We start from the raw sequence: 21987 nt of genomic DNA on the forward strand, positions 1-21987 counted from the left end.
GCGAGTTAAAGCTAAACCCCGCAGTGTGGAATGATTGAGGAGGCTTCGTAGAATGAGCGATAATTATGTAGCAACAAGGTCAAGTGATTACAAAGTATTCTTAATGGGGAGGCAAACTTGTGAATACAGAAACAGTGATGAAAACGAATATAAATGTAAAGAAGAATAGAAAGAAACGCTTTCCTACTAGTCAAGCGGTAATTTATCTACTATTGACTTTTATTGCCTTCTTAACAGTGGTTCCAATTCTATTTATGATATTTATTTCCTTCAAAAGCAACTCCCAGATTCTTGGGAACTTTTGGGGGTTGCCTGATCCATGGATGTTTGGAAACTATGTCAAAGCCTTCCATGGAATCTGGCCATTTGTTCTTAATACGATAGCATATACTGCCGTGGCCTGTTTATTTATTATCATTTTAGCCTCTGTAAGCGGGTATGTATTTGCGAAAAAACAATTTCCGGGAAAAGAAGGTATTTTTATCTTGTTTCTCGCAATGATGATGGTTCCTGGCTTATTGACCTTGATTCCATCTTATGTTTTGCATGACCAACTAGGCTTAACGAATACACCTTGGGCAATCATCTTACAGCATGTTGCAGGTGGACAAATATTTGGCATCTTCTTATGCAGGAGTTTCATGAACAGTCTTCCTAATAGTTTATTTGAATCTGCACGTATTGATGGTGCAAATGAAATGACCGTCTTTTTTAAGATTGTTGTTCCATTATCGACACCAATATTAGCAACCGTTGTTGTTATGCAATCAGTAGGAATCTATAACGATTATATTTGGCCATTACTTGTTATCCGTGACAGTGCCATACAGGTTGTGTCTGTAGGATTAACATTGTTTGCAAGTGAGTTTGGAACAACAGGAACAGGAATCAGTTATGCAGGCTATGCAATATCTTCTATTCCCTTACTAATTACATTTATTTTTGGTATGAAATATTACATTCAAGGAATGACACAAGGTGCTTTGAAAATGTAAATACAGGAGCCTTTCTTATGTGACTGTTCCTTTTGACAGTTGCATAAGAAACCTCTAACCCTTCATGTAAACAACTAAATAATAACCCCTATGAATCTCGCATTGTAACACTAGTATGATTACTACCCGTACAAGAGCGGGATTTTTTGTGCCCAAAAACAGATAGGGAATAAGACCTATAAGGAGGTGATATGTATCGTTCACAGCAGCAGATAGCACAAGATAGTGGCATTACATGGTTTTATAGTTGGATGGGAAACGATTCTAATAAGAGAAGAAAGAAGGGAAGAGAATGAAGAAGTTAAGGAATTCTATATTTTTTCTTTTGGCTTTTGTAGTATTTATTTCGCAAGTCAATTTACCAGTAAAAGCTGCACCTTTTGATAAAGATTTGAAACAAAGTGACAACATCATGAATGCAACCACGATTTATCCATCTGTGGTAATAAATGATTTTAATACAGCTGAAGACGTAGCATTATGGAAAACAGGTGAAAATTCAAAAGAAGTCAATTTCGTGACGAGTATCTTAAATGGACCTAATAGTGTCTTCGAAGGTTCAGGTGCATTAGAGCAAACACCAGAAAAAGTAAAAGTGTTTGAGTGGAGAACGATTTATCGCGATTTTGAAACACCACTTGATTTATCTGAACAAAATTATGTAGCCTTTGCATCAAACTCATGGGGATGGCAGCCAGTTGATTATTTTATCAAGATTAAGCTACATAGTAGTGAAGATTCCTATGAAGGAATTGCGAAGATGAGTAATGACCGATGGAATCAATTCTTCTTGAGCATTAAGGAATGGGAAAATCGGAATGATATACGCAAAATAGAATTTTCTTTCATGCAAAACTTTGATTTAGAAGGAATTAAGCCAGGTGACCCTGGATATGACTTTTGGGATGGCAAATTTCAAATTGATCACTTAGTGGCAACGAATCTATTAGATATGACATTTTCAGTAGATGGTGATACAGAAGGATTTACTTCTGAATCTAGTCTTCTACAAGTAGAGAATGGAAGCCTTCAAATGGAAATCATAGGCTCAAACCCGGTTCTGATTTCGCCTGAATTAAACCAAGATTTAACGATGAAGAACATCATTTCCGTTGATTTAAAAAATGAAACTGATGCAGATCAATTTAAAATTTCATGGACTACTGAAGAAGATCAAGATTGGGATAAAGAGAAATCTACTACGGTTGATGTTGCAACATCCGACCAATTTAAAACGGTAAACTTTTCATTGTCTGACAATGGAATAGTGGAGGGGAAAATTAAACAATTTCGAATGGAACCTCTTGTTAATAAACCTGAAGGGAAGATTGAAATTAACAAAATAACTTTTGATTACGCTCCATTTGAATCAGAGAATTATGTCGGTGAATTGAAGGAAAGTAAGATTACTGACACTGAAAATATCCTAATAAGTGGTTCAGTAAGTGATGAATATCTTGTTGCCAACGAAGATGCTCAATTACAGCTATTTGAACTCAGGCCTTATGAAGATAACGAGCAGGATTGGGATAGCATTACACCGATTTCAGAGAAGAAGGTGTCGAAAGACTTTACATTCGAAATACCTTTGAATAAGGGAGAAAAGTCGCGTTTATACTCTAAATTTGTTGCGGTTTTGAAAAATGCAAATGGTGAGTATGAATTAGTTGATGATGCGAGATACATTACGAATCCAGAAAAAGTCGCAAAAAATGATTATTCTTTCCCAGAAGCACAGAGTAAAAAAGGGTTACAAGTGCAAATGACCGATGATGCTGAGGAATTAGGGATTAGTCATGCTGCACTTAATGTAGCATATGATCAGATGCTATACGTGGATGACAGTCATCCTGGGAATACAATTCCTTATGTATTTGAAGGTGAAACATTCTATTTTAAAAAGAGTACTGTTCAATCCCTTGATAATCAGATTAAAAGTTTATCTGATAATGACATGATTGTTTCCTTGATTCTCATTATGTATAACAATATGGATCCTAGTACACCGAATGAACATCTGATTCACCCTGATGCTGAGCCTGGCGGAACGGTATATGCTGTCAATACTGCAAATGAGATTGGTGTTAAATATTATAGTGCCATTACCAATTTCCTTGCAGAGCGCTATACGAGAGAAGATGAGAAGTTTGGTCGTGCTGTAAATTATATTGTCGGAAATGAAATAGGACAAAACAAGGTTTGGAATAACATGGGTCCGAAGCTAGTCTGGGACTATGTAGATGAATATGCAAGAACATTACGTCTTACAAACACAATTGTAAAAAGTAATTATACAAATGCGAGAACATATGTCTCATTAGACCATTTCTGGGATGAGAATATTCCGGCTGATGCATTATGGAAATACGATAATAAGAGGATTATTAATCTACTGAATGAAGATATTCAGTCACAAGGAGATATTTCTTGGCATATCGCATTCCATCCATATCCACAAAATTTATTTGAACCACGTTTTTGGAATGATGCTCTCGCAACAGATGATTTTGAAACCGATGTGATAACATTCAAGAATTTGCAAGTTCTTCCGGAATACTTGAATCAAGAAGAATTCCTATATAATGGAGAACCTCGTAGAATTATTCTGTCTGAACAAGGATTTCATAGTGGGGATAATTCAGAGGAAGCACAAAAGGTCCAAGCCGCAGCATATGCATATGCCTACTACAAAGTTAAATTCTTAGATGAAATTGATTCATTTATCTTACATCGACATGTAGACCATCGACAAGAAGGTGGATTGAACTTAGGTGTATGGACGACAGCTGAAGGACAAGTCGTCACTCCGGATCAACATAAATACAGTTATGATGTTTTTAAATATATTGATACAGAGCGTTCTTTGGAAGTAACTGAATTTGCTAAATCCATCATTGGGATTGAGGACTGGCAAGAGGTCATACCGAATTTTAATGCAAACGAATTAGCTGATCGTGTATTACCAACAGAGGTTGGTGTGAGTTTTGTTAAGAAACCAATAAAACCATTAATTATTGAAAACTTTGATCAAGATACTGGTGCATGGGAATCAGTGGATAATAGTAATTCTGTGAGTCGAAATGCCGAATCTACATTTGGTGGTGATGGGGCATTACAAGTTCATTTTAATTCACTTGCTTCATTGTGGCGTGGTGCAGGTGTGAATTTTGAACAACCTGTAGATGTAAGTGATACACCATATTTGAATCTTGCTTTAGCAATCCCTAATATGGATGAGGAATTATCTTATCATGCAAAAGTGAAGATCTATAGTGGGTCCAATGTGGCTGAAGGAATCTTGCCAATTCATAATAGCGATTGGAACAATATAGCACTTGATTTAAGTAAGTGGAATGGACTTCATTCAGTTGATCGAATAAAAGTGTGGGTGAAGTCTTCAACCTTGAACAATTGGAATGGAACATTGCTTATTGATGAAGTTTCCTTTGCAAATAAGGTTGTCCCACAAGGTGGAAAAGTTAACGTAAACATTGAAATGGACTCGAAAACTGCCATCGAAAAAGGTGATGAAATTAATGTAAAAGTCACCAATAATGATGTGTTTAATTTAACAGGAAATATCAAAATTGCTGATTCTAATTATATTACCTTTACAACAAATACAATTAAGGTCAACGGCATTAAGCCTGGAGAAAGTAAGGTATTTGTCTTGAAAGCGGAGGAATTCACATTACCGAATGAGGAGGATATTAAGATTTCCTTCAATTATCGGAATAGCACTTGGGAGAAAATGCTTTATAAGTATAAAAACTCAGGCGGCGAACAATTACCAGGAGGAATAACGGTTCTTTATAATTTTGAAGATGATGTAAACGGTTGGAAGGCTGGAGGAAACGTTGCAAATATAATAAGTACAAAAAGTTTTGCAAATGCCCCAACAACAGCTTACTTAGGGTCGTCTGTTCTTGAAGTGACCGCAGAAGGTGTTGCGGCGACGGACTGGAAAACGGTTGTTATCGAACCTGAGACACCACTAAATCTAAATGCAGCTACTGATTTCTTTTATTACATCAATTCGTATGGGGGCCTACCTAATGGAACATATGAAAGTAAACTCACTCTGTATAGTGGTGAAGAGACCATTTCAGAGACAAAGGCGATTAACCCAGATTCGTGGAATGAAGTAAGAGTAAATATACATGATTGGGTCGGAAAACAAGAAGTAACAAAAATAGAGATATCTTTCCGTGGTGTTGGAAATGACATGGCGTGGGCACCAAAATTCCAACTTGATTTTATTGGTTATCAATAACAAAATTAATAGACTTTTTGAACTAGCATAAGAAAATACCTGCATGATCAACTATATAGAAGAGAATGCAGGTATTTTTAAAAGAAAGATAGGTGGTGTGTGTAATGGACTACAAGCAATATTGTCAACAATCTATAAGCAATTTAGGTGGGACAGATGGGCTCGGTAGAAAAATACCACAATATGGTGAAGTACCTGATAGAAGAACAGATCGATTTGTAGGTTTATTTTATTTTCTATGGTTAGGGCAGCATTCTACTGAAGGACCTTATGATATTACAAAAATCCTTGAGGAAGAGCCAAATGCTGTGAAGGATGCTCAGCATCCGTTATGGGGCCCAATGAAGGAATTCCATTTTTGGGGGGAGCCTCTCTATGATTACTATTTAGCTGATGATGCATGGGTGCTCAGAAAGCATGTTCAATTACTAACCAATGCGGGTATCGATTTCCTTGTTTTTGATACAACGAATTCAGGTATTTACAAAAAAGTATATGATAATCTTTTTGCTATTCTAGATGAAGTAAGAATTCAAGGATGGCAAGTACCAAAATTTGTTTTTTATACGAACACCGATACTGGGGATAGGATTCAGCAGATTTATGATGATATATATAAACCAGGTAGATATAAAGAACTTTGGTTTAATTGGGAGGAAAAGCCACTGATCATTGGGGATCCTGAACAATGCTCAGATGAAATAAAAGAATTCTTTACATTTCGCCTTAACCAGTGGCCAAATGAAGATCAAAAACATGGAGGCTTTCCTTGGATTGATTTTGTCCGCCCACAACGTGTATTTTCAGATCTTAATGGTAATCCAGAGGTTATAAATGTATCAGTTGCCCAGCATCCAAGTGTAGTACTAAGTGATACCCCTTTTTACGAATATGGTGGTAACTGGGGAAGAAACTATCATGATAACAAAAATGATCAATCAAAGGATGCAATCAACTGGGGATATAATTTCCAGGAGCAATGGGAATTCGCATTACAACAAGATCCCAAAATAATCTTTATCACAGGCTGGAATGAATGGATCGCGATGCGTTTTGAAGGCCCGCCTGAAAGACCAGTCCAATTTATTGATCAGGCAACTCTTGAGTTTAGTAGAGATATAGAGCCTTCTAAGAATGGGTATAAAGATCACTACTATATGCAAATGATTGCTCAGATTCGCAGGTTTAAAGGATTATCAGCACCTTTGAAAAATAAGGACAGGTTTACAATCAATATTCATGAACCGTTTTCTCAGTGGGAGAAGGTCGAAAATAGCTACCTTGACTTTACTAATGATATTAGTGAGCGGAATCATCCAGGATATGGTGGAGTTAAGTATGTAAATAATACAGGGAGAAATGATATTAAGTTGATGAAAATTACAAGGGACGATGATTCGCTTTATTTCTATGTCCAAACAGCAAATAAGTTAACAGCATATACAGATTCTAATTGGATGATGTTATTGTTGAAAACAACTGAAGGTCAACAAGACACATGGGAAGGCTATGATTATATGCTTAACCGCCGGATTATAGATAAATCAGTAACCGTGCTTGAGAAAAGCACAGGTGGCTGGAATTGGGAGGACGTGGGGCGTGTGTCCTACCTTGCAGAAGGAAATGAACTGCAACTCGCAGTACCACTAAAGATGCTCAATTTAGATGGGACAAAACCACTCAAATTTGAGTTTAAATGGGTTGATAATTTGCAAGATGAAGGGGACATTATGGGTTTTTACTTGAATGGGGATGTTGCACCAAAAGGACGGCTCACCTATTTATATGAGGAGTAATTTCTTTGTTAAATATTGATATAATTGGAGGCGTTAACTCTCATGCCAATCTATCAGAGTGCGAGTTTTGGAGGGAAGACTGTATCCTTAGGTAATGAACATATCCGTGTGGATATCCACAAACGGTTAACAGGTTGGGGTTGGGTGGAAATATTTTCTGCTGATGGAGCGTATTTAGGAGTAATAGATCATTTTGGTGAGGTCATGTTAAGGGATCAAGAAATACCGATTCGCTTAGAAGCAGAAGACTATGAGAAACAAACGGGTGACTTTGGTGAAAAGTTAATTTTCCATGTAAAATCAATGATTGTTCAGGATAAATTAAATGGGACATCATTTGAGCAATGGATTAAATATCCTTTTGGTGAGCATTGCTTAGAAGGTGTAGTGATCTTATGGCTTAAGCCTAATTCATCCGTTATCGAGCTTTCTTTCCGATTCGAGGCTAAGGCTAATCTATTTGTACGTTATGTTAGGGGACCATGGCTGAAGATAGGGGCAAATGGATCTGGTGTAAAAAAAGAGGATGCCATTTTCCCCGGTATTGAATGGCTACAGGCAGATGAATGGTCCAGTGGGACAGATTGGTTTAAAGACCCTTGGGCCCAGCGATTTGCACCACATCATCATAAAGTAGCGATTCCAATGATGACAGTCAGTAATGATAACCATGTAATTAGTTTGTCTTGGAATCCGAACCAAACCGTTACACAATGGTTTAATTACCGAAAACATGTTGCACAACCAGTATTTGCATCCCCAAATTTTATTGACAGGATGAATAACCACTTATTGGGCTTAATGGTTCCAAATGCAGCCACGGAGGAAGAAGAAAATAAGGTGTATGCGAATCCTGTTTTAGAACTGCATCCAGGTCAACCGATTGAATTTGATGCTGAATTATCGGTCGGAAGGGGTAATAGTCTAGATGGTGTTATTCAATGGGTGGAGAGAAATGGATTACCAGATGTCCCTGAACCAAGGTGGTCACTGGCTCAAGCATTGGATCGAATTGCACATGCCTATAATACTCACTTATGGTTTCAAGGAAAGGGATTTGGTACGAAGCAAACAGACAATGGGATAAAGCCAATTGTTCCGCGTTTTATCCATGACTATTTAGAAATGTTTCCAGAAAAAAGGGTATCAAAGGAACTTGAAGAGAATGTAAATTGGTGTAAGGAGCAGCCAGATTATCACCAAGCAAGCTTTAATCTAGGTAAAGTAGCTTCGATTCCATTATGGTCACAAGAAAAACAAGTAGCGTATGGTAGGGAATTACTGGACTACCAAAATGAGGATGGGTCTTTCTCTTTTGAGCCAGATGGAAGACATTATCAAAAAGATGATTTTGTTGTTGCAAGGGAATTTCTTGAACCGATGGCTCAATCAGGTGAGACGGCATTAGATATCTCAATAATTCCAGCAGCAGAGCTGCTTACTTTATGGAAGAATACGGGTAATGAAATTTATAAAAAAAGTGCGGTTAAAACGCTGGATTACTGCCTGAATATGAGACGACCTGAGGGTGGAGACTTTTGGGAGACTCCATTGCATAGTCCGAATCTTCTTGCCGCTGGCCATGCAGCAATCACTTATTATCTTGCGTTTCAAGAGTTTGGTGATGAGAAGTACAAGAATAAAGCAGTTTATTGGCTTCGCTCATTGTTACCATTTACTCATTTGTGGCAACCTGATGGTATGCAGATGGTCTATAATACAAAACCTTGTTTTTGTTCAAGTGATTGGTATTTCGCTAATTGGGTGAGAGATCATGTTCAGTGGGAAGTACTAGAAACGTTTGCTGCATCTTCTGCCTTGGAGATTGATTGGAATGCATTGGATGCTAAAGTCGATTGGGAGAAGTACCAGGAAGGTATTACTGTTGCAGCTTTAAGATGGATGCTTAACCATGAAGATAAAAACTGGCAGCCTCACAATCTCCCAATCACAAGAGAGTTATATAAAAATGGAGAATTGGATGAGTGTTTTGCTGACACACATAATAGCATCACAGGTCATTACGGGGGGATGGCCATTCTCCCTGATGTGATTGCAGTTAATCTAGTTTCCATCATCAAGCGAAATAGATAAACAAAACGCAAGCGGGGATTTGTTTTACTCCACTTGCGTTCTTTTAATAGAATGCTACCAAGTTAATTAAATGTCTCATTATTCCCCATTTTTTGCTGTGCTAGATGATACCTTAAGAAAGCAAGATTTGCACACCACATGATTACAAAAGAAACAAGGCTTACACTAAAAAAAATAATAAATATAGGAACCATATAAAGAATTAAATACACTAATGAAATTCCAATAACCATAAGTATGGAAATAATAGGACTAGAGATTGCGAATAAAAAGGCATTTTTAATGATGTGAATGAACTTTAGTTCGAAATGCACATAAACAGGGAAGATATATAGTACAGTAAACAAATAAAGAATAACGATCGGTATGTAAATAAAAGGTAAGTAGTCTACGAAACTATTTTCAATCGAACGAAAAAAATGCAAATCTAGATACAGGAATAAACCAAAGAATAATAAGAGATAACCTAAGAGATTTACTTTAAGGAATTCCTTCTTATATGTATCCCAAAATGTTATAAAAAGCTTTGGTTCTTCCTTCATTACCCATTTACGGGTAACGGCAAATACAGCAACTGTAGCAGGAAATAATCCGAATATACCTAAACCTAATAGAGTGAATACAATCCATAATATATTTAAACATGAAAGTCGGAATATCCAAATACATACTTCGTTTACCTTTAAAATGAACTTTTCCATTGATATCCTCCCTATACGTGACGCATTGTCAAAACTTTTACTAAAAGAGCTTTAAATAGCTTGATAGAAGGCTTTTGGATAAATAAATTGCTATTTCTTGATTTCTGGGATAATGGAGGTTGCTGTACACCCGAATTTCAGAAAGGAAGAGATACCCACAAATTATACCCTATTTATTGACATCTATAAATTATATCAAACAGATTATTCAAACTGTTTAAAATACACGCAACACCACATATAATGGGACTTATAATAACCTACCATCTGGACTATTAACAGTGATTAAACTATTTTATTTAGCAGATCCCTTTAAGATATTAAGCAACTGGCAGATTGGGCTCGTGACAACCGAGTGGGAAAAGGTTGAAAATTGGTAACGAAACTGGAAAAAAAGAACTAATGTGAGGGTTCACTTAACAAATGTCCCTCCATCAACTGGAATCAAAGCCCCTGTTACCCATGAACTGTCATTAGAACTTAAGTAAACAACGGCTTTTCCTATATCTTCAGGCTTACCCACTCGATTAGGAGATAGTTGGTTTTTCTCATCCATTAACTCTTTTTCATCAAACATCCATTTATTAATATCTGTCGGAATTCCTCCACATAATATCGCATTAACCCGAATTCCATATTCGCCAAGAGCATTTGCCATTGAGGTGGTTAATGAATCGACTCCACCTTTACTGGCTGCATAATGAACCTGTTTCGGGCCGCCTTTAAATGCAGTTACAGATGAGATATTAATAATAGAACCTTCCTTTTTGTCTACCATGTAATTTGCAGCAGCTTGAGAACATAAAAAAATTCCGCGTAGATTGACATTTATGGTTTTATCCCATGTCTCTAGGTCAATATCAAAAAAATTCCGAAACGGACAGATGCCCGCATTATTAACAAGTATGTCTATTCGTCCATAATGTTCAATTACCTGTTTAATTAGTCCATCAATTTGATCTTTCTCTGACACATCTGCTTTAACAATAATTCCGTTTCCTCCAAGACTTTTAACTTCTTGTAAAAGACTCTCAGCTTCCGAGCTATGCGAAAGATAATTAATTACGACCGTTGAACCTTCCTTTGCCATCTCTAAACATATACCTCTACCAATTCCACGGCTGCCACCAGTAACGATGGAGACCTTACCAGCTAACTTACCCATCTATCAAAACCTACCTCACGTTTCATTCTAAAATGTATTGTTTCTATCCGCAAAAGGAATTATTCAGAGGATGTACCCCTGGGACTGAAAACGCTTAATATTTTTCGGTAATAGTCTTGACTTTGTTTTAAGATTATATAATGATAAATGAAGTGTAAAGTATATTTTATCATAAGTAAGTATACTTTTTAATAGTCTATTTTAATCTGAAAATGAATCATAAAGGGGATAGTGTAATGGGGAAGGTATCAAATGTATTAAAATCGCAAATAAAGGGTCGCTCAGAAAAGGATAATAGAGTTAGAGAGTATATCCAACCAAACCGTATTCTATGGAAAACAGATGGAGAACATGCAAAAGTAGAGAATGAGTCCGGACTGTTGGAGAAAAGTAGTGGACAAATTACGTTAAATACAGGGAATGCCTGTGTTCTTAGAAATAATGGAGGCAATGCAGGTTTATTACTTGATTTTGGGGTAGAGCTACAAGGAGGAATTGAGATATTGGTTTGGGGTTGTGGTCCTTCGAATAAGGCAAAGCTCCGTGTAAGGTTTGGAGAGTCTGCCATGGAGGCGATGAGTGAACTGGGTGAAAATAATGCAACAAATGATCATGCTATACGCGATCAAATAATCGATGTAAGCTTTTTAGGTATGATTGAGGTAGGAAACACAGGTTTTCGATTTGCACGTGTTGATTTATTGGAAGAAGATAGCTTTGTAGAAATAAAATCGATTAGAGCTGTATTTCAATATAAAGATATTGAGTATAAAGGCAGTTTTGCAAGTAATGACCCACTCTTAAATCAAATTTGGGAGACTGGTGCATATACTGTTCATCTGAATATGCAAAATTATTTGTGGGATGGGATTAAACGAGATCGATTAGTATGGGTTGGTGATATGCACCCCGAAACATCTACCATTCAAGCTGTGTTTGGCTATGATGATTCAGTCCCAAGAAGCCTTGATATTATAAGGGATGATACAGAGATTCCTAACTGGATGAATAGTTTTCCATCTTATTCAATGTGGTGGATTATTATTCAGCATGATTGGTATATGCAAAATGGTGATCTGAGTTATTTAAAGGAACAAGAGGATTATTTGGTAAAATTATTGGATTTATTGTCTGAATATATAGAAAAGGACGGAAGGAGCATGACACCAAATCAATTTTTAGATTGGCCATCCTCTGAAAATCCGAGAGCGGTCGAAGCTGGTGTGCATAGTTTGCTAACGATAGCAATGGAAAAGGGAGCAAAACTAGTAGACATTTTAAAAGGAAAAGAAGTTTCCGGCAAATACATTGGGTTTGTCAACACCCTAAAACAATATATCCCAGATCATGCAAATAATAAACAAGCAGCAGCTTTAATGGTGTTAGCGGGACTTGAAAATGCGAATTCGATTAACAACGATGTACTCGCGGTGGATGGGGCCCATCGTATTTCAACATTCTTAGGATATTATGTTTTAAAGTCTAGAGCACTTGCAGGTGATATTAAAGGATGTTTGGAAAGTATACGTGAATATTGGGGAGGAATGTTAGCGCTCGGTGCAACAACTTTCTGGGAGGATTTCGATCTTAATTGGTTGGAAAATGCAGCTAGAATCGATGAGCTCGTTCCAGAAGATAAGGTCAATGTTCATGCCACGTATGGTAATTACTGCTATAAAGGCTACCGTCATAGCCTCTGTCACGGATGGGCTTCAGGACCTACAGCATGGATGGCAGAATACATTTTAGGTATTAAAGTGCTGGAACCTGGATGTAAGGCAGTTGAAATTAAACCATCTCTAGGAGACCTAGAATGGGTTGAAGGTACCTACCCAACTCCATTAGGCACTATTTATGTGAGACATGAAAAGCAGACAGATGGAACGATAAAAAGTGATATTCAAGCACCTGATGGGGTAAAAATCATCCATTAAGGTCGGTACGATCCAACCTGGAAAAAGCCGTCTTAATCATGGAGAGAAACCATTTGTCTTTACAGAATATGAAAAAACTGGGTTTGTTACAACTAAATTTCTATAACTAAAAAGACGACTCAACTTTTTTTGAATTAAGAGTCGTCTTTTTTAATGGCTGTTTCCGAGGGCGTGGCTTGAGCCTCCTCGTCGCTCTCGCTCCTGTGGGGCCTCAAGTCTCACGATCTGCCCGCAGGAGTCACCGCCTTCTTCTACAATCAATTAATTTGTACTTGTTCCTAAGAGCAACAATCTAATTGAAAAGAACATCAGCTTATTATAGTATTGACATTATACCTACAGGGGTATATTATATAAATTGTGAGTTACTCACAGAGACTTGAAAGACAACTAGATTGGGTTGACACCCGTTTTTATTTTAGTTAACATTATACCCATAGGGGTAATTGTAAAATAGCATAGGAGGTAATAACATGAATGTAGATAAAGTATTAGATGCGAAGGGCTTAGCTTGCCCGATGCCAATCGTAAAAACAAAAAAGGCAATTGATGGTCTTGAATCAGGACAAATTTTAGAGGTACTTGCAACTGACAAAGGTGCGAAAAGCGATTTAACAGCATGGACAGCATCAACTGGGCATGAATTAATTGAGTCAAAAGAAGAAAATGGAATTCTATATTTTTATATTAGAAAAGGCTAATTCATTATAACGGGGAGGTAACAAAATGACTGAAAGAAAAAAAACAACGATCGTATTATTTAGTGGAGATTATGACAAAGTAATGGCTGCTTATATTATTGCAAATGGTGCAGCAGCATATGATCATGATGTGACAATATTCCATACTTTTTGGGGATTAAATGCTTTACGTAAAGATGAGGAAATTAAAGCGGATAAAAGCTTTATTGAAAAGATGTTCGGCAAAATGATGCCAAGAGGCGCAAATAGAATGGGTCTATCCAAAATGAATATGGCAGGCATGGGGCCAAAAATGATTAAAGATGTTATGAAGAAACACAATGCGCTATCGTTACCACAGCTTATTGAAATGGCTCAAGAGCAAGACATAAAGCTTGTAGCTTGTACAATGACAATGGATTTACTTGGGCTTAAACAGGAAGAGCTTCTAGACAATGTTGAATTAGCGGGAGTTGCAGCCTATTTGGCAGATGCTGAAGATGGCAACGTGAATTTATTTATCTAATAATATAGGGCATTTTGCCCATCATAATTAGGAGGCATTAGACCATGGATTATATCAATTACATCATTTTTGCATTAATCGTAATCTTTATCGTACAGCGCCTCATCCCAGTAAAAGGAATCAGAAATATGACTACAGCTGAATTGAAGAATGAGCTAAAGGACAAGAACAAGCAATTTATTGATGTACGTACTCCAGGTGAGTTCAAAGGCTATCATATCAATGGATTTAAAAACATGCCTCTCCATCAGCTTTCTCAGAAAGCCAATCAGCTTTCAAAGGATAAAGAAGTGGTTGTTATTTGCCAAAGTGGCATGAGAAGTCAAAAAGCTAGTAAGCAGCTTAAAAAGCTAGGTTTTAAACAAATAACGAATGTTAAGGGTGGCGTAAGTTCTTGGAGATAAGAATCTCTTGAACGATAACCAAAATAAAAATTTAACAATAACCAAATAGGAGGAAACTATAATGAAACGATTAACAGCTAAAGAAGTTGAAACTTTACTAAGTGAAGGAAACACATTAAATATTATAGATGTACGTGAAGTTGATGAGGTTGCAGCTGGAAGAATCCCTGGGGCAGTTAATATTCCATTGGGACTAATTGAATTCCGTACGCAAGACTTAGATAAGTCAAAGGAATATGTAATGGTTTGTCGATCAGGTGGTAGAAGTGGAAGAGCTTCGGAATTCCTTGAGGGACAGGGATTCAAAGTGATTAACATGGAGGGCGGAATGCTCGCTTGGGAAGGTAACGTCGAATAATTTTTTGAGATTTTAAATACCCCTCTAGGTATATGTGTGTTGCGTAGTTTCCTATTAAATATGGACATCTATAAAGCTTTTGTATAGATGTCCCAAGACTGATTTTGGTTGTACAATTTATCATTTTTTCAGGAGGTAATCGAATGGAGTCATTAAAAACGAATCTTGTATTAGATGCAAAAGGATTGGCATGTCCAATGCCAATTGTGAAAACAAAGAAAGCGATCAATAATTTAGAAGGCGGGCTAGTTATCGAGGTGCAAGCAACTGATAAGGGGTCAAAGGCAGATCTTAAAGCATGGGCTGCGAGCACTGGACATCAATACCTTGGCACAATAGAAGAAGGCGATGTACTGAAACATTATATTCGAAAAGCAAGCGGTGAAGAAGTTGCGGAGAAAAAACACTCTCATGTAGCATCGAACGAGGATTTAGAAAATGTTATTTCTTCTGGTAAAGAGGTTCTTGTCCTCGATGTGCGTGAGGCTGCCGAATATGCATTTAATCATATTCCAGGAGCTGTCTCTATTCCATTAGGAGAATTAGAGGAAAGAATAAATGAACTAAGTGAAGAAAAAGAAATCTATGTCGTTTGCCGCACAGGTAGCCGAAGTGATTTGGCATCACAAAAACTTACAGAAAAGGGCTATAAAAACGTAATCAATGTTCTTCCTGGAATGAGTAATTGGACTGGAAAAACAACAAGTATTACAAATTAAGGTGATTAATAAATCAAAAATTTTTAAACTTAAATATACCATAGGGGGTAATTGGTAGATGACTGTTAATGTAATGACTGCAAAAGATGTTACGAGAAAAGTGTTTGATAGAGAACCGTTTTTTATCTTAGATGTTCGTAACGAGAGTGATTTTAACGATTGGAAAATTGAAGGTGAAAACTTCGACTATTTAAACATTCCTTACTTCGAATTACTAGACGGGGTTGAGGAAATCCTAGAAAAGTTGCCTAATGATAAGGATATCTTAGTAGTTTGTGCCAAGGAAGGTTCATCCATCATGGTAGCAGACATGCTTTCTGAGGCTGGGCTAACTGTATCCTACCTTAAAGGTGGCATGAAGGCTTGGAGTGAGCACTTAGAGCCAGTTAAGGTAGGGGACTTACAAGATGGTGGAGAAGTCTATCAATTCGTTCGTATCGGAAAAGGTTGTCTATCTTACATGGTGGTATCAAACGGTGAAGCAGCTATTATCGATGCAACTCGTATGACGGATATCTTCCTTGATTTTGCTACTAGCAAGGGTGTGAAAATTAAACATGTATTTGATACTCATTTACATGCTGACCATATTTCTGGAGGAAGAAAAATAGCTGAAGCGACAAATGCAACTTACTGGTTACCACCTAAAGATGCTACAGAAGTTACGTTTGAATACGCGGCTCTAAAAGGTGGTCAGGATGTGACGATTGGAAATACAACCATTACCATTCATGCATTATATTCTCCAGGTCACACAATTGGATCTACTTCATTTGTTGTTGATGAAAAGTTCTTACTTTCTGGTGATATTCTATTTATCGATTCAATTGGTAGACCGGACCTTGCTGGTTTAGCTCAGGATTGGGTAGGAGATCTTAGAGAAACTCTCTATAACCGCTATAGAGAATTGTCTGATGATCTAGTTGTTTTACCAGCTCACTTCATGATTATCGATGAATTAAAGGAGGATGGTAGTGTATCTGAACGACTTGGAACACTATTTGTGAAAAACCACGGTCTTAATATTATGGATGAAGCAGAATTCAGAAAAATCGTAACAGAAAACTTACCACCACAACCAAATGCATATCAAGAAATTCGTGAAACAAATATGGGGAAAATCTCTCCTGATGAAGAAAAACAACGCGAAATGGAAATAGGTCCAAACCGCTGTGCCGTTCGTTAATGAATATTGTGAGGGAACCAATAGCAGGTTCCCTTTTCTGTAGAAGGGGGAAAAACGATGGATTTTGCATTTATAATAATAATCTTTTTAATTGGTTTTATAGGTTCATATATATCTGGTATGTTAGGAATCGGTGGATCTATCATTAAATATCCAATGCTATTATATATTCCACCTTTATTTGGATTAGCAGCCTTCAGTGCCCATGAAGTGTCAGGGATCAGTGCTGTTCAAGTATTTTTTGCAACCATTGGTGGTGTCTGGGCATACCGTAAGGGTGGGTATTTAAATAAAAAACTTATTCTCTATATGGGGATTAGTATTTTAGTAGGTAGTTTTGTAGGTGGGTTTGGTTCGAAGTATATGTCAGAAGGCGGAATTAATGTTGTCTATGGTTTGTTAGCGTTAATTGCTGCAATCATGATGTTTATTCCGAAAAAGAATGTGGATGATATTCCGTTTGATCAAGTCACATTTAATAAATGGCTTGCTACCATACTTGCACTTATTGTAGGTATTGGTGCTGGAATTGTAGGAGCAGCAGGAGCTTTCTTGCTTGTGCCAATTATGCTTGTTGTATTAAAAATTCCTACCAGAATGACCATCGCATCTTCACTTGCGATTACGTTTATATCTTCAATTGGTTCAACTGTAGGGAAAATAACGACAGGACAAATTGAATACTTCCCAGCAGTTATAATGATTGTAGCTAGCTTAATTGCATCACCACTAGGTGCAAACGCAGGAAAGAAGATGAATACAAAGGTTCTTCAGATTATCCTCGCAATCTTAATCGCTGCAACCGCCGTGAAGATATGGATGGATATTTTATAATAATGAAAGATTCCCTATATCGGTGGGTGGATGCTTAGTAGAACCCTACTAGAGTAAGGAGTTTATCTAGAGTGTTCCTTAATTTATTATATTAAGGGGGTTGGTGTGCTATTGATTTTGTTTTTCCTTTTGGTACTATTTATACTATGGGAGTTATATAAGAGGTATTTCCCTGTAGTTGGTATTCGTTGTGAAGATGCGTTAAAAGTAAATTTAATGGATATTGAGGTCATAGATGTAAGAGACTACAATATATCATACAAGGATGTAATTGAGAAATCTATTAATATACCTGTGGCCTACTTGGATAGGTATTGTTATGAAATACCAGACAAAAAAGTCCACATAGTGGCTTCATCTAGATTAGATAAAAACGTAGCGATCCGAATCTTAAGACGTAAAGGATTTCAGGTGACTGGATATACAGTGAGTGATTCTCATAAAATGACTAGAAAATTGGCATTAAAATAGGAAAATCATTCACCCTACGATGAAAGGGGGCAATATACATGGATTACGATGATAAAATAAAGAACCGCGTAAAACGTATTGAAGGACAACTACGTGGTATTTTACGAATGATGGAAGAAAATAAGGATTGTAAAGACGTTATTACCCAACTTTCTGCAGCTCGTACAGCTATTGATCGAACAATTGGAGTGGTTGTTAGCTCCAACCTAGTGGAGTGCGTACGTAACGCTGATGAAAAAGGGGAAAATACAGAGGAACTAGTAAAAGAAGCAGTTAATTTACTTGTGAAAAGTAGATAAAGACCTAAAAAGGTCTTTTTTTTATACAATAAATGTTACAAGGGTTATGAGGAGTTAATATAGGAGGGGTGGAGGATGAATTAATGGAAAGAATTCACTTAATGAAGTGGTTACTGGATGTCGATCTAACTAAGACAAGAGATTTCTATAGTAAAGAAATTGACCTGTGTAATTGTTTGTACTGTCAAAATTATTATGAAGCGTGTAAGCATTTGGAATCGTCGGTAATGGATCCATTTAAAACGCTGGGAATGAATCCTTTAACACCAAGCCACTTATCTGAGTTTGGTGAGGTAGAAGGTGGTTTTCGATTATACACGGGGAGCTACCATATAGTTGGTACTATAGTAGATGGTGAACTTTGCACAGATTCTGATTGGAATGATACGAATACAGCTACTCTAGAAAACTTTACCTTTGGATTTAAGAAGGAGTTACAGTTTGTTCATGACGAGATGCCACTTCCAGTATTGCAAATGGATTTCGAAGCCCGAATTCCGTGGTTATTGGATGAAAATCCAGAGGACTAAACATTAGAGGGTCAAAATTTACTTTAAGACATTAAAAAGCAAGGGGAGAACCCCTTGCTTCTTTTAGATTACACGTGCTGATATGATTCCACTAATTTGCTCGATTCTTTCAAGTAGGCTAGGTATGATTTCACCACTTACTTCATTATCAATATCAATCATCGTATATGCGTATTCGCCACGACTTCTGTTCACCATGTCAGCGATGTTTAATTCATAGTTTGAGATAGCTGAAGTGATTTGACCAACCATATTTGGTACATTCTTATGAAATGCAGTTACACGTGTTTTTCCTGTGTATGGAAGAGCTGCATTTGGAAAATTGACTGAGTTTTTAATGTTTCCTGTTTCTAAGAATTCTTTCGTCTGACGAGCAGCCATAATCGCACAGTTCTCTTCTGACTCGTTTGTAGAGGCACCGAGATGTGGTGTGCAAATGGTATTCTTCATTTTTAATACATTTTCATTCGGGAAGTCTGTCATATATTTTCCGACGATGCCATCTTCAAGGGCAACTGCCATATCAATTTCGTTCACAAGTTCACCACGAGAGAAGTTGATGATGTGAACACCAGGCTTCATAATGCTGAACGTCTCTTTATTAAACATATGTTTTGTATCGTTAGTTAGTGGTACATGTACTGTAATATAGTCAGACTCTGCAAATAGGTGTTCAAGTGACATTGCACGCTGAACATTACGAGATAGGTTCCAAGCTGTATCTACGGAAATAAATGGGTCAAAACCAATGACATCCATATCCAAATCAAGCGCATCATTTGCAACTAGTGCACCAATTGCACCCAAACCGATGACACCGAGTGTTTTACCCTTAATTTCTTTCCCAACAAATTGCTTCTTACCTTTTTCAACTAGCTGTGGAATCTCATCGCCTTTATCTTCTAATGTCTTTGTCCAAGCGATACCAGAAAACACATTACGTGAGGTTGCCATTAAAGAAGTTAATACCATTTCTTTTACCGCGTTTGCATTGGCTCCTGGTGTATTAAAAACGACGATCCCTTTCTCTGTGCATTGTTGAATTGGTATATTATTAACTCCAACACCAGCACGAGCAATTGCTTTTAAGTTTTCTCCAAATTCAAGGTCATGCATGTTGAAACTTCGCACGACAATTGCATCGGGATTCTCGCTATCATCGTCTAAAATAAAACGGTCGTTTCTGAACACCTTTAGTCCGCTTTCTGCAATATTGTTTAATGTTTTAATTGTTTTTACCTTATTTTCAATTAATGTACTCATCTCGTCTACCTCGCTTTTATTATGGATTTATAGGAAAACTTTCACTCTTTGAAAATAGGACTTTGGATCTGCTTCAATCGAAGGTTATACCCTAGATTGAACAAAAATAAACAGAAAGAGGCAAGGGACTTTCCCTTACCTCTGCCCAGGCGAACGGCTCCGATACTATATGCTCCCTCGCGGTTCTCCGCGTTCGCCAGTCACATATAGCGCTTTTGTTTTTAAGTATAATATCAGATTTTTTGGTATATTTCAAGCTTTAATTGAGGAATGGAATAGATTTGTTGCCCAATATATTGTTGACAGTACTCCTAATTTCCTGTAGATTTTAAATCTATAAGCTATTCAAAAACTTAATATTTGATATACCTTTATCGAGAGTAGCGGAGGGACTGGCCCGTTGAAGCTCAGCAACCGTTCATGTGTTTTGCATGAGAAGGTGCTAATTCCAGCAAAACAAGAGTGTTTTGATAGATAAGGGGGACGACTTGCTTTAATTAATGTATAGATTCGCCTCTCTTTCATACGGAAGAGGGGTTTTTTATTTTTACTTATGAGTTGTTATATTAAATAATGAAAGAAGGCCTATACGATGAGTACAACAAAGGTGAAAGATGCATACATTGAAAATATCGTGAACGAGGATGACTATTTCCCAGTTTCCTTTGAAGAACTAGAAGCCGAGGCACAAAAGAAAATGTCGGTGGGGGAATATGGGTACGTACGTTCAGGTGCTGGTGGTGAAGAAACGTTACGGAAAAACCAAGAGTCATTTAAGAAATTCTCTATTTTACCAAGGGTTTTACGAAATGTGTCGAATGTAGACACAAGTATCAATTTGTTTGGCAGAACCTATCCCCACCCATTTTTATTGGCTCCCGTTGGTATGTTAAAGCTTGCACACGAAGAGGCGGAATTAGCGGTTTCAAAAGCGGCTGCTACATATAATGTTCCTTTTGTTCAAAGTACAGTATCTAGTTATTCGATTGAGGATGTGGCGGAAGTTTCCGGGGATAGTCCGAAGTGGTTTCAACTTTATTGGTCGAATAATAAAGAAGTTTCCTTTCACATGGTAAAACGTGCAGAGGAAGCGGGTTACGAAGCAATTGTCCTAACGGTTGATACAGTTATGTTGGGCTGGAGAGAAGAGGACATGAAAAATCGTTTTTCGCCATTAAAGCTTGGCTTTGGTAAGGCAAATTATGAACAGGATTCAGTCTTTTTAGCGTCTTTAGAGAATACTGATCAAGATTCAATCATTCAAGGAATCTTAGATAATATTTTTCATCCGACTTTAAATTGGGATGATGTAGCAGAGTTAAAAGAGCGCACGTCATTACCAATCATTTTAAAAGGAATTCTACATCCAGAAGATGCGAGGTTAGCAATCTTAAGTGGTGTTGATGGACTCATTGTGTCCAACCATGGAGGTAGACAACTTGATGGTGTGGTAGCTGCAATTGATGCATTGCCACAAGTTGTAGAAGAAGTTAATGGTGAAATTCCCGTCTTATTTGATAGTGGTATTCGTAGAGGGTCAGATATTGTAAAGGCACTTCGATTAGGTGCAGATGCTGTCCTTATTGGAAGACCATTTGTATATGGTCTCGCGGTTGCAGGACAAACAGGTGTTGAAAAAGTAATCAATAATTTTATTCAAGATACAAAAGTCTCAATTGCACTGGCAGGAGCTTCATCAATCCAGGACCTGTCCACAATTAAACTCGTAAAATCATAGTGGGACGGAGGGACAGTCCCT

Annotated in this window: 19 protein-coding genes and 2 riboswitches; of the genes, 16 read left to right on the plus strand and 3 right to left on the minus strand. The window is 37.2% G+C overall.

What is annotated here, in order from left to right; genetic code table 11:
• Positions 1-119 precede the first annotated feature (119 nt).
• The 4 genes from CZ490_RS18730 to CZ490_RS18745 all read left to right on the plus strand — a co-directional run bounded on the left by CZ490_RS18730 (position 120) and on the right by CZ490_RS18745 (position 9158).
• Positions 120-995, plus strand: coding sequence for a carbohydrate ABC transporter permease (locus tag CZ490_RS18730; RefSeq protein ID WP_234987259.1), 876 nt, complete (start codon positions 120-122; stop codon positions 993-995).
• Between the two features lie 325 nt (positions 996-1320).
• Positions 1321-5268, plus strand: coding sequence for a DUF5722 domain-containing protein (locus tag CZ490_RS18735; RefSeq protein ID WP_142255401.1), 3948 nt, complete (start codon positions 1321-1323; stop codon positions 5266-5268).
• Between the two features lie 104 nt (positions 5269-5372).
• Entirely contained in the window at positions 5373-7064 is a 1692-nt protein-coding gene (locus tag CZ490_RS18740) for a glycoside hydrolase family 71/99 protein (RefSeq protein ID WP_077620286.1), read from the plus strand.
• 42 nt (positions 7065-7106) lie between these two features.
• Positions 7107-9158 carry a prenyltransferase/squalene oxidase repeat-containing protein gene (locus CZ490_RS18745; RefSeq protein WP_077620287.1) on the plus strand — a complete coding sequence of 684 codons (2052 nt, stop codon included), beginning with the start codon at positions 7107-7109 and terminating at the stop codon, positions 9156-9158.
• Between the two features lie 62 nt (positions 9159-9220).
• On the opposite strand, the gene CZ490_RS18750 is transcribed toward CZ490_RS18745, so the two are convergent.
• Together CZ490_RS18750 and CZ490_RS18755 are read right to left on the minus strand one after the other, a co-directional pair.
• Positions 9221-9859, minus strand: coding sequence for a YesL family protein (locus CZ490_RS18750; protein ID WP_077620288.1), 639 nt, complete (start codon positions 9857-9859; stop codon positions 9221-9223).
• 412 nt (positions 9860-10271) lie between these two features.
• Positions 10272-11024 carry an SDR family NAD(P)-dependent oxidoreductase gene (locus CZ490_RS18755; protein WP_077620289.1) on the minus strand — a complete coding sequence of 251 codons (753 nt, stop codon included), beginning with the start codon at positions 11022-11024 and terminating at the stop codon, positions 10272-10274.
• Between the two features lie 236 nt (positions 11025-11260).
• Between CZ490_RS18755 and CZ490_RS18760 the strand changes: the two genes are divergently transcribed.
• The 11 genes from CZ490_RS18760 to CZ490_RS18810 all read left to right on the plus strand — a co-directional run bounded on the left by CZ490_RS18760 (position 11261) and on the right by CZ490_RS18810 (position 18965).
• Entirely contained in the window at positions 11261-12958 is a 1698-nt protein-coding gene (locus CZ490_RS18760; protein ID WP_077620290.1) for an alpha-L-rhamnosidase-related protein, read from the plus strand.
• Positions 12959-13431: 473 nt separating this feature from the next.
• Complete coding sequence (locus CZ490_RS18765; RefSeq protein WP_077620291.1) at positions 13432-13659, plus strand: sulfurtransferase TusA family protein; 228 nt, start codon at positions 13432-13434, stop codon at positions 13657-13659.
• Between the two features lie 25 nt (positions 13660-13684).
• Positions 13685-14164: a DsrE/DsrF/DrsH-like family protein gene (locus CZ490_RS18770; protein WP_077620292.1), complete on the plus strand. Its 480-nt coding sequence runs from the start codon at positions 13685-13687 to the stop codon at positions 14162-14164.
• A 44-nt stretch (positions 14165-14208) separates the two neighbouring features.
• Positions 14209-14568 (plus strand): rhodanese-like domain-containing protein, encoded by a 360-nt coding sequence (locus CZ490_RS18775; protein ID WP_077620293.1) that lies wholly within the window; start codon positions 14209-14211, stop codon positions 14566-14568.
• A 61-nt stretch (positions 14569-14629) separates the two neighbouring features.
• The gene (locus CZ490_RS18780; RefSeq protein WP_077620294.1) at positions 14630-14926 is read left to right on the plus strand and encodes a rhodanese-like domain-containing protein; all 297 of its coding nucleotides are present in this window, start codon (positions 14630-14632) and stop codon (positions 14924-14926) included.
• Positions 14927-15069: 143 nt separating this feature from the next.
• On the plus strand, positions 15070-15645 hold the full coding sequence (locus tag CZ490_RS18785; protein WP_077620295.1) for a sulfurtransferase TusA family protein: 576 nt from the start codon (positions 15070-15072) through the stop codon (positions 15643-15645).
• A 58-nt stretch (positions 15646-15703) separates the two neighbouring features.
• Positions 15704-16831 (plus strand): MBL fold metallo-hydrolase, encoded by a 1128-nt coding sequence (locus CZ490_RS18790; RefSeq protein WP_077620296.1) that lies wholly within the window; start codon positions 15704-15706, stop codon positions 16829-16831.
• A 57-nt stretch (positions 16832-16888) separates the two neighbouring features.
• Entirely contained in the window at positions 16889-17665 is a 777-nt protein-coding gene (locus CZ490_RS18795) for a sulfite exporter TauE/SafE family protein (protein WP_077620297.1), read from the plus strand.
• Positions 17666-17770: 105 nt separating this feature from the next.
• Positions 17771-18136, plus strand: a complete 366-nt coding sequence (locus CZ490_RS18800) for a rhodanese-like domain-containing protein (protein WP_200801605.1) — start codon at positions 17771-17773, stop codon at positions 18134-18136.
• Between the two features lie 38 nt (positions 18137-18174).
• Positions 18175-18435, plus strand: a complete 261-nt coding sequence (locus CZ490_RS18805; protein ID WP_077620298.1) for a metal-sensitive transcriptional regulator — start codon at positions 18175-18177, stop codon at positions 18433-18435.
• 83 nt (positions 18436-18518) lie between these two features.
• The gene (locus tag CZ490_RS18810) at positions 18519-18965 is read left to right on the plus strand and encodes a hypothetical protein (RefSeq protein ID WP_077620299.1); all 447 of its coding nucleotides are present in this window, start codon (positions 18519-18521) and stop codon (positions 18963-18965) included.
• A 63-nt stretch (positions 18966-19028) separates the two neighbouring features.
• Here the strand turns inward: CZ490_RS18810 and CZ490_RS18815 are convergent, their stop codons facing one another.
• Positions 19029-20228, minus strand: a complete 1200-nt coding sequence (locus tag CZ490_RS18815; protein WP_077620300.1) for a phosphoglycerate dehydrogenase — start codon at positions 20226-20228, stop codon at positions 19029-19031.
• 136 nt (positions 20229-20364) lie between these two features.
• Positions 20365-20442: riboswitch (ZMP/ZTP riboswitch) on the minus strand.
• A 154-nt stretch (positions 20443-20596) separates the two neighbouring features.
• Positions 20597-20709: riboswitch (SAM riboswitch) on the plus strand.
• Positions 20710-20820: 111 nt separating this feature from the next.
• Between CZ490_RS18815 and CZ490_RS18820 the strand changes: the two genes are divergently transcribed.
• Entirely contained in the window at positions 20821-21966 is a 1146-nt protein-coding gene (locus CZ490_RS18820) for an alpha-hydroxy-acid oxidizing protein (protein WP_077620301.1), read from the plus strand.
• Positions 21967-21987: the final 21 nt, after the last annotated feature.

The organism is Litchfieldia sinesaloumensis, from assembly GCF_900156865.1.
GTDB lineage: Bacteria > Bacillota > Bacilli > Bacillales > Bacillaceae_L > Ferdinandcohnia > Ferdinandcohnia sinesaloumensis.

Excerpts from the sequence above, each read along its gene's own strand:
- CZ490_RS18740 (WP_077620286.1), top strand. The coding sequence starts at position 5,373 with ATGGACTACAAGCAATATTGTCAACAATCTATAAGCAATTTAGGTGGG.
- CZ490_RS18745 (WP_077620287.1), top strand. The coding sequence starts at position 7,107 with ATGCCAATCTATCAGAGTGCGAGTTTTGGAGGGAAGACTGTATCCTTA.
- CZ490_RS18750 (WP_077620288.1), bottom strand. The coding sequence starts at position 9,859 with ATGGAAAAGTTCATTTTAAAGGTAAACGAAGTATGTATTTGGATATTC.
- CZ490_RS18755 (WP_077620289.1), bottom strand. The coding sequence starts at position 11,024 with ATGGGTAAGTTAGCTGGTAAGGTCTCCATCGTTACTGGTGGCAGCCGT.
- CZ490_RS18760 (WP_077620290.1), top strand. The coding sequence starts at position 11,261 with ATGGGGAAGGTATCAAATGTATTAAAATCGCAAATAAAGGGTCGCTCA.
- CZ490_RS18765 (WP_077620291.1), top strand. The coding sequence starts at position 13,432 with ATGAATGTAGATAAAGTATTAGATGCGAAGGGCTTAGCTTGCCCGATG.
- CZ490_RS18770 (WP_077620292.1), top strand. The coding sequence starts at position 13,685 with ATGACTGAAAGAAAAAAAACAACGATCGTATTATTTAGTGGAGATTAT.
- CZ490_RS18775 (WP_077620293.1), top strand. The coding sequence starts at position 14,209 with ATGGATTATATCAATTACATCATTTTTGCATTAATCGTAATCTTTATC.
- CZ490_RS18780 (WP_077620294.1), top strand. The coding sequence starts at position 14,630 with ATGAAACGATTAACAGCTAAAGAAGTTGAAACTTTACTAAGTGAAGGA.
- CZ490_RS18785 (WP_077620295.1), top strand. The coding sequence starts at position 15,070 with ATGGAGTCATTAAAAACGAATCTTGTATTAGATGCAAAAGGATTGGCA.
- CZ490_RS18790 (WP_077620296.1), top strand. The coding sequence starts at position 15,704 with ATGACTGTTAATGTAATGACTGCAAAAGATGTTACGAGAAAAGTGTTT.
- CZ490_RS18795 (WP_077620297.1), top strand. The coding sequence starts at position 16,889 with ATGGATTTTGCATTTATAATAATAATCTTTTTAATTGGTTTTATAGGT.
- CZ490_RS18805 (WP_077620298.1), top strand. The coding sequence starts at position 18,175 with ATGGATTACGATGATAAAATAAAGAACCGCGTAAAACGTATTGAAGGA.
- CZ490_RS18810 (WP_077620299.1), top strand. The coding sequence starts at position 18,519 with ATGGAAAGAATTCACTTAATGAAGTGGTTACTGGATGTCGATCTAACT.
- CZ490_RS18815 (WP_077620300.1), bottom strand. The coding sequence starts at position 20,228 with ATGAGTACATTAATTGAAAATAAGGTAAAAACAATTAAAACATTAAAC.
- CZ490_RS18820 (WP_077620301.1), top strand. The coding sequence starts at position 20,821 with ATGAGTACAACAAAGGTGAAAGATGCATACATTGAAAATATCGTGAAC.